General features: G+C 36.5%; 7 protein-coding genes and 1 other RNA gene. 6 read left to right on the forward strand and 2 right to left on the reverse strand.

Annotated features, from left to right (window positions below):
- Window positions 1-7: 7 nt before the first annotated feature.
- From ACTB0X_RS15695 to ACTB0X_RS15710, 4 genes are all read left to right on the forward strand, one after another.
- Window positions 8-2059, forward strand: a complete 2052-nt coding sequence (locus ACTB0X_RS15695; protein ID WP_463025979.1) for a ComEC/Rec2 family competence protein — start codon at window positions 8-10, stop codon at window positions 2057-2059.
- 95 nt (window positions 2060-2154) lie between these two features.
- On the forward strand, window positions 2155-5691 hold the full coding sequence (locus tag ACTB0X_RS15700; RefSeq protein ID WP_463025980.1) for a M4 family metallopeptidase: 3537 nt from the start codon (window positions 2155-2157) through the stop codon (window positions 5689-5691).
- A 106-nt stretch (window positions 5692-5797) separates the two neighbouring features.
- Window positions 5798-6154 carry a Rieske (2Fe-2S) protein gene (locus ACTB0X_RS15705; RefSeq protein ID WP_463025981.1) on the forward strand — a complete coding sequence of 119 codons (357 nt, stop codon included), beginning with the start codon at window positions 5798-5800 and terminating at the stop codon, window positions 6152-6154.
- Entirely contained in the window at window positions 6151-7050 is a 900-nt protein-coding gene (locus tag ACTB0X_RS15710; RefSeq protein ID WP_463025982.1) for a DUF2279 domain-containing protein, read from the forward strand. Before ACTB0X_RS15705 ends, ACTB0X_RS15710 begins: the two co-directional genes overlap by 4 nt.
- On the opposite strand, the gene ACTB0X_RS15715 is transcribed toward ACTB0X_RS15710, so the two are convergent.
- Window positions 7047-7601, reverse strand: coding sequence for an NUDIX domain-containing protein (locus ACTB0X_RS15715; RefSeq protein WP_463025983.1), 555 nt, complete (start codon window positions 7599-7601; stop codon window positions 7047-7049). The genes ACTB0X_RS15710 and ACTB0X_RS15715 overlap by 4 nt on opposite strands.
- A 63-nt stretch (window positions 7602-7664) precedes the next feature.
- On the opposite strand from ACTB0X_RS15715, the gene ACTB0X_RS15720 reads away from it, so the two are divergent.
- Together ACTB0X_RS15720 and rnpB are read left to right on the forward strand one after the other, a co-directional pair.
- Window positions 7665-8228, forward strand: coding sequence for a Smr/MutS family protein (locus tag ACTB0X_RS15720; protein ID WP_463025984.1), 564 nt, complete (start codon window positions 7665-7667; stop codon window positions 8226-8228).
- Window positions 8229-8239: 11 nt separating this feature from the next.
- An RNA gene (gene rnpB, locus ACTB0X_RS15725) (RNase P RNA component class A) lies at window positions 8240-8588 on the forward strand.
- A gap of 57 nt (window positions 8589-8645) precedes the next feature.
- Here the strand turns inward: rnpB and ACTB0X_RS15730 are convergent.
- A complete protein-coding gene (locus ACTB0X_RS15730) occupies window positions 8646-16874 on the reverse strand; it encodes a T9SS type A sorting domain-containing protein (protein WP_463025985.1) in 8229 nt (2742 codons plus the stop codon).
- Between the last annotated feature and the right edge of the window lie 140 nt (window positions 16875-17014).

A 17014-nucleotide genomic window follows, 5' to 3' on the forward strand; every position in this document is an offset into this window, starting at 1 on the left:
TATAGCAGTGTTTCATTGGGGAAAAGTTCCGTTAGTTCGATTATTCTTTGCATTCGCATTGGGTATTATTTCCCATGATAAATTCTCTCTAGATTTTCAGATTGTACTCATAGGAGCCCTGGTTTTATTGCCATTGCTGCTGTTGTCTTTAAAGTTAAAATTTAGTTATTATCGTCGGTGGATGCCAGGAATTTTCTATCTTCTGGCTTCATTTGTGGGTGGTTATTTTGCTAGCTCATTTCATTCCGAACGAGTTGTCATCTTTCCTGAGGAGGTGAATCAATTGTATTATGGTCAGATAATAGATCATCCTGAAGAAAAGCAGAATTCTGTAAAGGCTATCATTAAAGTAATTTCAGAAAAGGGTAATCCTAACCATTACATCAATAATGAAGTGCTTACTTATTTTGAGAAGGATAGTAACTCATTGAAATTAGAGGTGGGGAGTAAAGTGTATTTTCAAGCTGGTTTTCAACGTATTTCAGGACGAAAGAATCCTGCGACTTTTGATTATGCCGATTTTATGAATCGAAAGTACATCTATCAGCAAGTTTATTTACCAAATGAAGAATGGAAGTTAGCTGATCAAGGGGGGTATTTTTCTTTGGTCATTATTGCCAAAAAACTTCAGCGTTATGTAAAAAATATTTTTGAGAAATACTTGAAGAATCCTGAATCATTGGCTATTGTGAGTGCGTTAGTGGTTGGCGATAAATCTGAATTAGATGCAGAGTTAAAACAAGGATTTTCGGTAGCTGGGGCGATGCATGTTTTGGCAGTATCTGGTTTACACGTCGGAATTATCTATAAGGTGTTGGAATTCTTATTCAACCTTTTCTTTAAATCAAAAAAACAGAAGAAATTACAAGCTTATTCTATTCTTTTAATATTGTGGAGTTATGCTTTTATTACAGGGCTGTCTCCATCAGTTCTCAGGGCAGTTTGGATGTTTTCATTTATTGTAGTTGCCAACTTAAAACTAAATAACCCTAATGTTTACAATACCTTGGCGGCATCTGCTTTCTTTATATTGGTGATGAATCCCAATTATCTATTTCATGTAGGTTTTCAATTGTCTTATGTCGCTGTATTGGGAATTGTTTCGATTTATCCTCTACTATTCAATAGAATAAAAAGTAAAAATAGGATATGGAATGCGGTTTGGGGGTTGACTGTTGTTTCCTTTGCTGCTCAAATTTCTACTTTTCCAATAGCCTTGTTTTACTTTCATCAATTTCCAACTTATTTTCTGTTGTCCAATTATATAGCAATTCCAATGGCTTTTATTTTATTGTCGGGAGGACTCTTGTTGATTGGAAATCATTTTGTTTCCACACAATTGGCCGAATGGTTGGGTTGGCTAATTGATCAGTTGGGCGACTTTTTAGCCAATGGAATAGATTGGATTAGTAGTTTGCCACTGGCATCGATCGATCAGTTGTGGATTTCTACATTGCAGTTACTTCTAATTTATGCGATTTTATTCTTTCTAGTGTGTGCATTCCAATTATATTGGAAAAAAGGAATCTTTTTGAGTTTGACTTGTGCAGTTCTGGTTTTTCTATCCTTTTTATTGAAATCTTATCAATCTTACAATCAGGATAATGTTGTGCTATATTCTATTCGGGATGGAAATGTAATTGCGGTTATCCAATCAGATGAGGCCTATATTTATTCAGACATTGATAGTATTTCGTATCGATCTGATTGGAAATTTTCTATTCAACCAGTGTTAGATAGTCTCGGTGTATCACACATTTCAATCAATAATACTTCAGAATTTGACTGGGTAATATCGGCGGAACTTTATGGAAATCAATTGATACAAACAATTGATAAAACAATTTTTATTCAAAGAGATGACTTGCCTTTGAGCTCTAAATTGGATCCTAAATCAACAATCACAGTGATTGATAAAGAAGCGTCAGAGAAGGGAATAGATAGTAATCCATCCACCTATTTGTCTTCCAATTTGAAGCCTTGGGAATTGAGAGAGTGGAGAAAAACAAATAATCGACTTTATTCATTATCAGAAAAGGGATTATTATTGAATAGATAGCCCAAATGTCAACCTGAATACAAAACTCTTTCGTAAATAAATTGTTAATTTAGGGTCGCTTAAAAGTTACCAAACTATCAATTTAAATTATTTACATGAATAATAAGTACTTAAGTCTATTTTTCTTATTTGTATTATCAGTTTCAGTTTCTGCGAACTCGATTTTTGGTGCTGCAGCCCGATCTAAAATTAAAGGAGCTGTTGAAATAAGATATACTTCAAAATCGGACGCTCCTGCTTTCATTCAATTTGCAGCAGATGAACAACCACTCGAAAGTGAGTTTTCCATGTTAATGCAAACCATTTTTAAAAGTAGCGTTGGAACTTCGTTTAAATTGTTAAAATCTGAAAAGGATGGACTAGGGTATACTCACACTTCTTATCAGCAATATTTTAAGGAAGTAAAAGTAGAGCATGCTAAATACATCGTTCATTCTAAGAACGGTAAAATTGAATCTATCAGTGGATTTGCTTTGATGCTCACAAATTACAGCTTAAATACATCACTTTCAGAAGTAAGTGGATTAAAAACTGCCTTGTCAAAAATTGGTGCCAATCGGTATAAATGGGAGTTGGTAGAGGAAGAAAATAACCTTAAGATGATTACAGATGATGTAAATGCAACCTATTATCCTAAAGGAGAGTTAGTGATACTTCCATACAATATAGATTACGAAAAGAAAGATTACCGAACGGCATGGAAATTTAACATTTATGCTCACGAACCAATGTCAAGAGCTGAATATTACATAGATGCTTCTAGTGGAGAGTTGATTTTTACAAATGGTCAAATCCATACTGGAGATTCCAAAGGTACCGCAACTACTGTTTATAGTGGAAGTAGAGTGATTACAACAGACAGTACTGCAGTTAATAATTTTAGATTAAGAGAAGCAGAAAGAGGTAATGGTATTATTACTTTAGATTGTAACACAGGAACTTCCTATGGAGCCGCAGTAGACTTTTTAGATGCAGATAACGCATGGAATAATATTAACGCTCAGATGGATGAATATGCAACAGATGCACATTGGGGAGCTGAGCAGACGTATGATTACTTCTTTAATGTTCACAATAGAAATAGTATTGATGGAAATGGATTTGCATTATATAGTTATGTTCATTTTGATCAAAGCTATGCCAATGCATTTTGGGATGGACAACGAATGTCATACGGTGATGGTAATCCCAATTCAAGTCTGAATGCCCCATTAACTGCAATTGATATTGCAGGGCACGAAATTGCGCATGGTTTGACATCAAATACTGCTGACTTAATTTACCAAAGAGAGTCGGGAGCATTGAATGAATCATTTTCTGATATTTTTGGTACTGCTATTGAATTTTACGCACGACCAACCAATGCGGATTGGTTAATCGGAGACGATTTAGGAAATGCCATTAGAAGTATGGTGAATCCCAATTTATATGGAGATCCTGATACTTATGGTGGAACTTCTTGGAGAAGTCCAAACTGCGGAACACCTACACAAGCAAATGACTTTTGTGGAGTGCATTCCAACAGTGGGGTTCAAAACTATTGGTTTTATTTATTAGCAAATGGTGGTACTGGTACTAATGATTTATCAAATACATTTTCAGTTAATGGTTTGGGAATAGATACTGCAAGTAAAATTGCTTTTAGATCTTTAACTGTTTATTTATCACAAAACTCAAACTTTGCTGATGCACGTTTTTATGCGATTCGCTCTGCGATTGATTTATACGGAGCTTGTTCGCCACAAGTTCAATCTGTAACCAACGCATGGTATGCTGTTGGTGTCGGTAATCCTTACCAAGCAGGAGTTGCTTCTTTATTTAATTCAACAGACACTTCATCTTGCATAGCACCACACCGTGTTGTATTTAAAAATAATAGTAACAACGGAAAAAGTTTTATCTGGAGATTTGGAGATGGAACTACTTCCACCGCTTATAATCCTATAAAAACTTACTCAGCAATCGGAAGCTACGACGTGACTTTAGTGACAGATGGCGGTGCATGTGGTATCGATTCAATAGTGAAAGTGGGTTATATCTCAGTTGATACATTGAACCTTTGTAATACTAAATTGGTGAATGGTACTAATGTAACTCAGACAGGATGTAGTGGTAAATTGTTTGATTCGGGTGGTTCATCATCAAACTATGAAGATAATACCAATTCTGTGATTACAGTCGCGCCTTCAGGAGCAAGTAGTGTAAGGCTTGATTTTATCAATTTTGATGTAGAGGCAGGACAAGGAAATTCTTGTAATTATGATTACTTAGAAGTTTTTGATGGGCCTTCAGTAAATGACCCTTCTTTGGGAATTTTCTGTAACAATAATATCCCAACTACATTAACTTCAACTAGAAGTGCAATTACATTGCGGTTTATTACTGATGCAGCACAAACTGAAGGTGGTTTCGAAATTAATTGGAGTTGTATTTTACCTACTACTGCACCAACCGCGAGTTTTTATGTGAATACAGATACTACCTGTTCAGGTTTAGTGCAGTTTTTTGATTACTCATTAAATGGCCCTTCCTCTTGGTCTTGGGATTTTGGTGATGGGACTCGATCTACCATTCAAAATCCAAATAAAGTATACACTACAAATGGATTGTTCAATGTTAAATTAAAAACAACAAATAGTTTTGGTACAGATTCAACTACTAGAACTGCATACATTACTGTAAGACGTCCGAGAATAACAAACTTCAAATCTGATACTGCTTGTCCTAATGGTGCAGCTAAGCTTTCTGTAACTGGTACTGGGACTATGAATTGGTACGACGCTTCTAGTGGAGGAAATCTAGTAGGAACCGGAAATCCATTTACAGCACCTTTAGTAACTAATGATGTTACTTATTATGCAGAAGCTACTAGTTCTGGGGGTAGTTTTTCAGCAGGAGCTAAATCTAATTCTATTGGAACTGGAGCTTCATTTGCAGGTGATCAGCATTTAAATTTTACTGCTTTAAAAGCCTTTAAATTGAAGTCTGTTCTTGTATATGCAAATGGAGGAGGAAATAGAACCATTCAATTGAGAAATAGTAATGGAGCTATTTTGCAGAGTAGGGTAGTTAATATTCCTAATGGAGCACAACGTATTACTTTAGATTTTGATGTGCCTGTTGGAGTTGATTATCAGTTAGGTGTCGCGTTGAATTCAAATCCTGATTTATATAGAAATAATGCTGGAGCTCAATATCCATACAATAACGGAATTGTAAATATTACTAGCAATAGCGCTTCAGGAGCTGCATTAGACTATTATTATTTTTTCTATGATTGGGAAGTGCAAGAAGTTTGTAAATTTTCTAGAATTCCTGTGACTGCCTATTATGATCCAAATTGTATTGCGACTTCTATAGCAGAAAATTCAAATGAGATTTCTTTAAAATTGATGCCAAATCCAACAAATGGAGACTTTAAAATTCAAATGAATTTAAATACTTCCACTCAAGCGGAAATATTTATTACCAACCTGAGTGGACAAGTTGTGGGACGTATTCACAATGGAGTTTTAAATTCAGGTTTGAGCAACTTTATTGTAAATTCTAAATCTTTCGAGAATGGAATCTATTTTGTAAGTATTAGGAGTAAAAATGTTAACAAATTCATGAAACTTGTTGTAATTGATTAATAATAAACAGAAAATTATTCTAACGCCTTTCATTAAAAGTGAAAGGCGTTTTTTTTATGCCTCGAATTTCAAAAATAGAATAGCAAATTCTAGTTATATTTAGCCTGTGAAAGATATTGATACAAGTAAATATATTTGGCAAGTAATATACAACGAAGAAGAGCGAGAAACGATTGACAATTTGCCTGAGGGAAAGATTGTCAGGTGTTTTGTAGAAGATAATTGGTTGTGCATCACTAAATATGAAAATGAGGTGTATGCATTTAAAGACAAATGCCCCCATGCAGGCGCTCCACTTTTTAGAGCAGAATGCAAAGAAGGTAAAGTAGTATGTCCTCTGCATCGTTATGGATTCGATTTAAAAAATGGTCGAGGGCATGGACTCTATTTAGAGAATTACCCAGTGATTCTTCGTAAAAATGAATATTTGATAGGCTTTAAAAAAAACTTTTTAGGATTTTGATTCGTGCAGCCGGCATATTTCTACTTTCTCTGACAATTGCTTTCAATGGTTTTTGTCAAGATTCTACTGGGGTAAATAAAAAGCGTCTTAAGTCTGTAATTATTACAGAATCTGTGATGTATGTTGGTATTATGGCAGGATTGAGTACTCAATGGTATTCTGAAAATGAGCAAACTAGTTTTCACTTTTTTAACGATAATCGGCAATGGCTTCAAATGGACAAGTTGGGCCATTTTGCTTCAGCTTATCAGACAGGAAAAATGGGAATCGATGTATTGAAGTGGAGTGGAGTCAATGATAAAAAGGCTGCATATTATGGCGGCGCTCTAGGCTTGGCATTTTTAAGTGGAGTAGAGGGTTTAGATGGGTTTTCCTCAGAATGGGGTTTTTCTTGGGGAGATATGGCTGCAAATACGCTTGGTGCGTCATTAGCAATAAGTCAAGAACTGCTGTTTAAAAAGCAAATAGCACTTGTAAAATTCTCGTATCATTCAACTGAATTTCCGGATTATCGACCGGAAGTGTTAGGTGAATCAAGTGGCGCTTCTATTTTGAAAGATTATAATGGTCAAACTTATTGGTTGTCATTAAATTTAAAGGATATAACAGGAGTTCATGCAATGCCTGAATGGTTGAGCGTGAGCGGAGGATATAGCGCAACTGGCATGTTTGGAGGTAGTAATAATCCAACTATAAATTCTTCAGGAAATGCAATTCCATTAGTAGAACGATATCGTCAGTATTACCTTTCATTGGATATTGATTTAGAGCGAATACCAACTAAATCAAAGGTCTTGAAAACAGCATTTAAAGCACTGAACTTCATTAAAATTCCAATGCCAACCCTGCGTTTCCAAGATGGGAAAGGGGTTACATTTTATCCGATTTATTTTTAGATGACTCCCTGATCGATTAAGATTTTTGTTTTTAAAACCCCTGCCACTGTTAGACTGTCGGTCATGTCACCATTCATTACCGCTTGATACAATTGGTAAAATGGAACTTTTTTGATTACTAATTCTTCATCTATCTCTGGTGCAGACTCCTGAAAACTTAATCCTTTCGCAATATAGATTAATCCAAGCTCATCGCTAACTGAATTGCTGAGGTGTATTTGCTGTATTAACTCATAGCTTTCTGCAACTATACCAGCTTCTTCTGCCAATTCTCTTTTTGCAGATTCGATTGGATCGATCCCAATTTTTCCTCCGCCTTCTATGATTTCCCAGCTGTAAGAATCCAACGGAAATCGATGTTGACCTACAATCCAAGTGTTGTATTCTTCATCCAATGGAATAATGCCAATAGCTATGTTCTTAAAATGAATTTCTCCATAGATACCTTCCGCATTTCCTGGATTGATAACTTGATACTCTGTTACATTTATCCAAGGATTATCATATACTTCTTTGGATGACTTTATTTTCCAAGAACCTCTTTGTTTCATAAGAATACTTTCAACTGAAGCAAATGAATTCGATATTTGCAGTTCAGATTAGATGATTAAATAATGATTTTTAATATAGGAGATAAAGTTAGGTTATTGAATGAAGTTGGGGAAGGGATTGTGGTTGAAATTATCTCTCCTTCTCAAATAATGGTGGAAACCGACATGGGAATGGCGTTGCCTTTTTCAGAAGATGACTTGTTAAAATTGAATGATGACAATACAGTTACCTACAAGAAAAGAGAAGCAATAGTTGAAAAAAAGTCATTAAGTAATTCAAAAAGAACTTTCACTGAATCGATTCCTTACAATAGTGAGGCGCGTAAAAATCATGCGCCATTTGAAATTGATTTACACATTGAAGAGTTAGTTGAAGAACCTCGAAAATTAAGTTCTGGTGAAATGTTAGAAACTCAAATCCGACATTTTAGAGATTGTATCAATGAAGCCATCGCTTTTAAAATTTCAAAGTTGGTAGTGATTCATGGCGTCGGCGAGGGAATCCTGAGACAGAATATTAGAACTATTCTTAGAGACAATTATCCCAACATAGAGTATATGGATGCCAACACACGTAAATATGGCTTTGGAGCCACTGAAATAACCATCAGAAATCTGCATAAATAATGTAGTTTTGCAGCGCAAACTATTCTATCGCTCATCTAGTAATAGGTGAGAGGAAAGTCCGGGCAACACAGAGCGCCGCACCTTAGAGAGACTAAGGGCATGCTTTCGAAATGAAGTATGACAGAAAGTGCAACAGAAAGTATACCGTCTCGTTTCGGCGAGTTAAGGGTGAAACGGTGAGGTAAGAGCTCACCAGTATTGTCAGTAATGGCTTTAGCTAGGTAAACCTTGCGGGTTGAAAAGTCAAATATACCGAGGCTTGAGGGCGGCTCGCCTGATCTCGGAGGGTAGACCGATTAGATAAATGATAGAAGTCCATTTCGGTGGAAACAGAACCCGGCTTATCGGTTTGTATTTATTAAAAAAGCCCCTCTTGCAATTGCAAGAAGGGCTTTTAATTTTGAGTTAATTCTAACCTTAATCGATAATCAGTTTTTCAACTTTCACACCGTTTCTATTACTCAATTTCACGAAGTAAATACCTTTTTCAACATTGATATTGATGTCTTTACTTAACGAACCGTTAATAATTAGGTTTTCGTTGTAGACTACCTGACCTTGAATGTTGACTATTTCTAACGTAGAGTTAGGAGCAGTTACATTTTCAATCTGTAGCTTGAACTGACCGTTGTTTGGATTAGGGTAGAACTGAATTGAAGAAGTATTCTCATCAGCACCTTTTAAACCAATTATTGTCAAACAAGACGTAGTGTCGATGTCAGAAAAACGCATTGGGAAGAATTGATATCCGCTCAAGTAAGGACTCGTGTTGTCAAATTGACCACCAATACCTTTCATTGAGCAAATTGTATCTCCTGCAACAAGTGCTCTACCTACAACTGATAAACTATCGTTTACATCAGTGTCAGCATCCACTCTAATGGTTAAAGTATCCGTACCATTAGTTGCAGTGAAGTTGTAGGAACCAGTACCACTTGGAGTAAGAACTACAAACCCTTGGATCTCTATTAACTCAGATTCTGTTGCTTCGCTTAAAGTTGTTATAACTCTATGAGCAGGAAGTGTTTTACCTGTAGCAATGATTCTGATAGAGTCTGGGAATAACTCAGTCAATCCATTGAATTGCTGAATCTCACCCCTCAACATGATAGAGTCGCCTTCAGTTACCACATAATTGCTCACATCAGCAAAGTTGAAGATGTTCATTCCTTCAGGAGTTGAACCTGATTGATCAATGATTGTGAATGAAATACCCGCATTGCCATCTAAGTCAACACCTGCAACAGTACCTGAAATCCAACAGAACACGCCCAAAGAATCAGCAACACCTGTTGTTGCATTTTCAGTGTTCACTATTCCAATAGGGTAGTAAGGTAAAGTAGCAATAGGAGGAATGCTATCAAAAACTCTAACATTATCAAATGCGAATCCTTCAGCCACTGTACCTGCATCGGAAGCAAATAGAATTCTAACTCTAACGTTAGATAATCCGCCCAATCCATTTAATTCATGGCTAGCCTTTAACCAACCTCTACTTCCAAAAACACCACTGGTACTGTCACCTGTCCATGCTTGACCTAGTGGGTCAATGCCTAATGCATTTATAACATCGGCTGTATCATTGTACCAGTTGATCGGGTCATTCTTAGCACCTACTAGGTTCCAAGTAGTTCCATTATCAATTGAGGTTTGCATGATTGCCCCATCCCATTGTGATTCGATATCATACCAAATGTCCAAAGTGATAGCTGGGTTAGTAACATTAGTGAAGTCAAAACAAGGACTGTTTACAGAACCGATTCCCCCATCTAAGTAGTCTCCGTTTAAGTTAGTTACCCATGCTTTTGTTCCATTAGATGCGCTGTTAATAATTACGCCAGTTGGAGTACCTAAAGCCCAAGTTGAATTGGCATTGCCATCAGCTACCCAGCCTGCTGGGCCATTTTCGAAACTTTCGGTATATGGGAAACTATTAGCGCTTCCTAAGCTTGTAACTGCTTTACGGTTGGTGTCATTTTGCATGTTTACATCACCTGTTAGCATTGTGTAAGCTACTATCTGATAGTTTCCAGAAGCACTTAAGTTAGCCGTAGTTGTAAATGTATAGTTTGCAGAAGAGTTTGCTGCAATTGAAGCAGTATAAGTTTCAGGAGTAATTGCAACTCCATTTAAACTATAGCCTACTCCAAAACCAGATTGTGCTGCTGATCCAACATTATTAATTGTAATAGTAACATTAGAGGTTGCAGATTGGCCACAACCACCTACTGGACTTACAATTGCCGATACCGCCAAGTTGTTTGCTGGTGCTTGAACAATGGCAACGTCATCAATGGCTTGATCGCCTTGGAACATTGAAGAAGTGTTAGCGCCACTACTCGCTCTAAATCTAATTTTAACAAGATTCGTATTGTATTTAAAAGCACCTATTTTGAATGCAAATTTCTCCCATCCATTTGTTTGCTGCTGAATTAAACCAACATTTGCCCAAGTTGTGCCGTCAAATGCATCTACATATAAAATATTTATTGGCGTATATCCAGTACCACACATTGCAAAATAGAATTCCAATTGAGGGTCAGATAAAGCTGAAACGTCAACATTTGGCATTTCAAGCACTACATCAGTTACACCTGTACCTGAGAAATCTAAAGCTGCAAATTTACCTGAATTACCAGTGTGATCAGTTGGAACAAATGGACATCCTTGGGTATTCCAAGTAAATCCTGGTCCACCAAAAACCCATGGGCCATCTTTTACCGCTGATTGAGACCAACAATTTGGAGTAGAAGTGCCATTAAATGTTTCAAGGAATGGCGCCATGAATGTACCGCAACTTGTTGTAAAAGAAGAAACTAATGACCATGAGCTGGTGTCACCAATACTACAAATACTTCGTACATACCAATCGTAAGCTGTAGCAACTGATAATCCACTAACAGTTATTGAGTTAGTTGTAACTACCGCCTGTGTTCCTTGACCTGCTGTAAAACTAGTTGGTCCATAGCTGTATTGGTAAGAACCTGCAGCAATTGGAGATGGGTCAGTCCAACTAAAGTTAGCAGAATTCGCTGTAATAACAGAAGTTAAAAGTGTTATAGGAGCTAAACAAGCTGGAGGAGCTGTTAGAGCTACTGTTAGGTCTACTGTAGTTCCATAAGAAACGTTCCCACATGATGGAGGGTTTGCCGCAGAACCAAATTGAGCTCTTACTCTCATTCTATAGTTACCTATTGCAGCAGTTGCAGGTACGGTTCCAGAAATGGTTTTTGATGCTGATGTTGAGGCTTGATAGCCAACTAATTCTGTCACATCATCAAAAACTAAATCATTGTTCCAGTCTACCCATGCTTTAACACCATTTGAACCTCCAACATATGTTGTAGTAAGGTCAAATGTTCCGCTAGCATAACTAGTAAGGATTTGTGCAGTTTCATTAGCATAAGAACCCACAGGGTTAGAAGTAGCCGTGTATGAAATGTTTGTGTTCGCTCCTGTGCTTACTAAAGATGAGATATAATCTCCTGGATTGGTAGTTGAAACTTGGCAATAACCGGTAAAGAAATTAGCCGGACCAGCATACGTGCTTGTATCCATTGATCCACAAATTGCTCTCACATACCAATCATATGTCGTATTGGCAGATAAACCTGTCAATACTTTAAAGGTATCAGTATTTACAATTGCAGATGTTCCTGCAGTGGTACCTAATGTAAAGCCGCTAACACCATAAACAATCTCCCATTTAGTTGCAGTACCATTTTCTAACCAGATAACTTTAGCCGCAGTTGCTGCTAAACTATCCAAAGACTGGTTTGTTGGTGGCAAACATGTCGGCGGATTTACTACAGAGAAGGTATAATCTTCAGTTTCGTTTCTGCCAGATCCCGAAGAACCGCAAGATATTGGATCAATTGCATTGAAATCACATCTGATTCTCATTCTATAATTTCCTAATGGAGTGGAAGCGGGAACTATGAATGAACCTGATAGGGTAGTGACATATGCTCCAGAAGCAAATACCTTTTCTCCTAGATCATTAAAATCAAGATCGTTATTCCAATCTACCCAAATATTAACTCCTACAGTTGTTCCTACTAATGCAGTAGAAAAATTTACTGATCCAGTTGCAAATTGACTAACAACCATATTTGTGGCATCTTGGTATCCATTAGTAGCAAAACCTGAACCAGTATTTGATATATTCATCACACCACCAGAGGTAGTAAAATTATCAAAATAGCTTAACGCGCTTGTAGAAACTACTGAACAATAACCTGTATAGAAGCTAGATGGTCCTGAGAAAGAACTTGTGTCCATTGAGCCACAAATTGCTCTAACATACCAATCATATGTAGTGTTAGCTGTTAAGCCAGTGATTAATTTGAATGTGTCAGTATTAACAATTGTTGATGTTCCTGCTGCAGAACCTAAAGTAAATCCTACTATGCCATGTACAACTTCCCATTGTGTCGCTGCACCGTTTTCTGTCCAAAATACTTTGGCAGTAGTTGAACTTGCCCCATCAATGGATTGACCTGTTGGTAATACACATGTTGGCGGAACAAATTCTATAGCCCCAATATCAGGAGTCGCACCTCTAAGATTTCCATAGAAATCTGAAGGGACACCCAGATTAGCTCCTGTGTTGTTTAATGCAGGATTACTTGGTGTAAGGTCACTTGTTATATTAACAAAAAATGGGTCAGCAGTAATACTGTTAGCGCCAAAACCGGCAGTTTGCCAGTCTGCTAAAGTTGTTTTGTTTGTAGATAAATAACCGATGTGTTGCGCTCCTGTTCCTAAACTATTTAAATGAATATTATTGTAATTAGAAGTAATAGTTGAAGCAGCTGTTCCAAAATACAATCCATGTTTAATTCCTGATCCACCTCTTGTAATTGAAATATTATTGTTTTGAATAATAATTCCAGTGGCAGTAGTTAATTGATAAAATCCTCTAGTGGCGCCAGCTGTAGAAGAAGCGTCGTCTAAAGAGATTGTATTGTGAATGTAATATTGATTGTCACTACCTGAATTGTAAATAGCATAGATAAGTCCATTGGAGTTAATATTGTATATAATATTATTCAACCAAAGGTTTGGAGCAGAAGCAGAAGCATCATTGGATGAGTTGTAAATTCCGTATGATGATGAAGTTGAGTTTGGTGCAGCCTCAAATGTGTCATGAATGCTATTGGCATTAATAGTATCATTTTCACAACCACCAGTAGAGTAAATACCGTATAATGTAGTTACTGTTATTTTATTCTTTCTGTGAATGTCATTTCTTTCAATGTATGACTTCTTTATGTCATCAAGATAGATTCCATAAGAATAGAAATCAGCAACTTCATTGTTTAACAATCTGATTACACTGTCTTGGATTGCAGCAGAAGTACCATTAAATCTCATTCCATAATGCAATCCACCACCTGTTCCTCCTAGAATTCTAGAGTTTGAAATTGTGATGAAACTTGCATTTTGTCCTGCAGCAGCATTTGATGCGATGGTTCCACTACTTGTAATTCCAGCAGAATTTAATGCTGTTGTACTCGTGTTGGCAGTCAAATCAATTGTGCAAGAATCAATGATAATATTAGATGTTTGGTTCATCATGTGAATACCAAAACCATATGTTGCATCAATTCCTTTAATGTTTAATTTATTGATTTTGATATATTTTGATCCATCAAACCCAACAATTCTTCTATCTGTGGTGTTTGGAGCAAAAATTACTTCGTTTCCATTTCCATTGATTTCTATCGTATTCGTGCTAGATGAACCTAAAATATCATTGAAGATAACTTGTTCCAAGTATGGGCCTGAGCCTGATACTACATTTACTGTTACTGGACCTGCCACTCCAAATGAATCTAAAGCATTGGTAAAGCTGGCAAAGTTTTGAAAGTTTGTACCTCCTGAAACTGCAGTTGAATTAATAGTATACGCACCAGAAAGTGGAGATCCAGTTGTAACTGTTTGAGGTCCTGAGAATAAACTAGTGTCATTAGTGCTACAAATAGATCTTACATAGTAATCGTAAGTCGCAAATGTGGTTAATCCTGTTAAAACTTTGAAAGCGTTTAAGTTTACAATAACAGACATTCCTGCTGAAGAACCCAGTGTAAAGCCCGTAGGACCATAAACTACTTCCCATTTCGTAGCAGTTCCAAGTTCAGTCCAAGATACTTTAACAGCAGTAGCTCCTATACTATCAGTTGATAGGTTGCTTGGCAATAAACAAGATGGTGGAACAAACTCAATCGCTCCAATATCTGGTGTTGCACTTCTTGGATTACCATAGAAGTCCGATGGAACACCTAGGTTAAGTCCAATATTGTTTAGAGCTGGAGTGCCAGGCGTAAAATCACTAGCAGAATTAATGAATGTTGGGTTAGCGCTAATGCTATTTGCACCAAATCCAGCAGTTTGCCAGTCTGTTAAAGTTGTTTTATCTGTAGTTAAATAACCAATATGTTGTGCTCCTGTCCCAGCACTATTTAAATAAATATTGTTGTAGTTTGATGTAATTGTTGAAGTAGCAGTTCCAAAATACAAACCATGTTTTACACCTGAACCACCTCTTGTAATGGAAATATTGTTATTTTGAAAAATAATTCCTGTTGCAAGATTTGTTTGAAAAAAACCTCTGGTAGTCCCTGCAGTAGAAGCAGCGTCATCTAGAGAAACAGTATTGTGAATGTAATATTGGTTGTCACTATTAGTATTATAAATCCCATATGTAGTTCCATTGGAATTAATATTATAAATAATGTTGTTTAACCAAAGGTTGGGTGCTGCAGCTCCTGCATCATTTAAAGTATTAAATATACCATAAGAAGTTCCGGTTAAACTAGATGCTGCTCCGTGAGAATCATGAATGCTGTTTGCATTGATGGTATCACTTTCGCAACCACCTGAAGTTGTAATTCCAGCAAAAGTGGTGACAGTAATTCTATTAGTTCTATGGATATCATTTCCTTCTATATATGATTTTTTTATGTCCGCTAAATAGATTCCTGAGTTATAGAAGTTAGATATTTCATTATTAGTGATTTTAATTGAACTGTCTTGTGCAGTTGCAGATGAGCCGTTAAATCTGATTCCATAATACGAGCCTCCAGCGGATCCTCCTATGATTCTTGAATTTGAAACCATTATATTGTTGGCATTTCTACCAACGGCAATATTAGAGGTAATGTCGCTACTACTTGCAATTCCTGCTGAATTTAAAGCAGTTACGCTTGTGATTGCGGATAGGTTTATTGTACATGAATCTATTGCAATATGAGATGAATTATTCATCATGTGAATTCCAAACCCATAGGTAGCATCTAATCCTTCGATGTTTAGGTTTTTTAGTTTAATGTATTTAGAACCACTAAATCCTACTATTCTTTTATCAGTAGCATTAGGAGCATACATAATAGTATTTCCATTACCATTAACCTCAATTGTATTGGTAGCTGAAGATCCGATTATATTTCCAAAAATAACTTGCTCTAAATATGGACCTGAACTTGCTACTACATTTACAGTAACAGGGCCTGAAATTCCATAAGAATTTATGTAATTTGAAAAGGAGGTAAAGTTTTGAAAGTTAGTAGAACTAACAGGTTGCAATGAATTGATTGTATAAGCTCCTGTTAGAGGAAGTTTTAATGAAACTCTAGAAGTGTCGTTTGCTTGAAAAGCATCTGCATTTCCGTTTGGAAGAGATGACCAAACGATAATATCAGAATTGCCTATAAAGTTATATGTTCCAATCGTTAGTGACGTATCCTTATTGATTGCAAGGGTTCCTCCAAAATTAAATGGAGCTTGGGGAGTGCCATTCACTGACCAGTTAATTATAGAACTTGAAATTGCATTAATTCCATAATTAGAAAGTGTCACATTTACATTTTGTAAACCTGTTGAAAATGGAATTGATGGGGAGTTTATAGAGCTAACTCCAACATTATTATTAACCAATAATCTAGGGCTGAATTGGTAATAATCATTGTCAGGGTTATTAATTCCGTTGGCATTTTGAGAAACGTTAGATCCAAATTGGACTGCAGTAGTGGAATTAAGTTGAACGCCAACTGTGCTAGATAGCAGAGATGCTGCTGCGTCGCCATAAACATCAACAATGTATATGTTGTTAGACGTTTCTTCTAAAACAGCAGCATTGTATTGAAAGGTTACAGCTGGGTTTCCATATTCAAAAGAAAACCAATAAATCCACAGTTGTCTGTTAGGAGTAGCACCTGTAACAAAAGTATAAACTAAATCATTTGATCCGGTAGGTGGCAAGTTGGTGAATTCATCCCAAAAAACCGCGATTGTGCTGTCAGGTAAGCTAGCATTTGGAAGGCTACCATTTGCGTTTGGAGGAGTTCCAGTAACTGATTTTTTGAAAGTCAATAATCCATTTGCTGAAACTTTAAAGCCATTTACGTTGCCTCCGTAAAAATTAAATGGAAATGGAATTGTTTGGACGGATGACCAGACATTCGTAGAAATGGTTCCAGCGATTCCTACATTAGTAAACCCTGTAGTTGTGGTTTCTGCAAATGTGGTACCTCCAGGGTTTCCATTGTTCATGGAGGAGCTAACGTTGTAGGTGTACTGCGCATTAATTTGTCCACACAAAAACAGGCACAATACGAGCCAGGTGGAATGGTACAGTTTCTTCATAAATAAAAATTTAACAATTAATTGGTTAGTTGTGAGTAATTTACCTGTCTAAATATTAGAACCTAGTATTAACTCCTAGAAAGAAGTTAACCCAAAGCTAGATTATTTTACGTTATGTGCGTATTTTTTTTATGTAAATT

The organism is Acidiluteibacter sp. (genome assembly GCF_055129545.1).

Coding starts and splice junctions, on each gene's coding strand:
- ACTB0X_RS15700 (WP_463025980.1), top strand. CDS start 2,155: ATGAATAATAAGTACTTAAGTCTATTTTTCTTATTTGTATTATCAGTT.
- ACTB0X_RS15715 (WP_463025983.1), bottom strand. CDS start 7,601: ATGAAACAAAGAGGTTCTTGGAAAATAAAGTCATCCAAAGAAGTATAT.
- ACTB0X_RS15720 (WP_463025984.1), top strand. CDS start 7,665: ATGATTTTTAATATAGGAGATAAAGTTAGGTTATTGAATGAAGTTGGG.
- ACTB0X_RS15730 (WP_463025985.1), bottom strand. CDS start 16,874: ATGAAGAAACTGTACCATTCCACCTGGCTCGTATTGTGCCTGTTTTTG.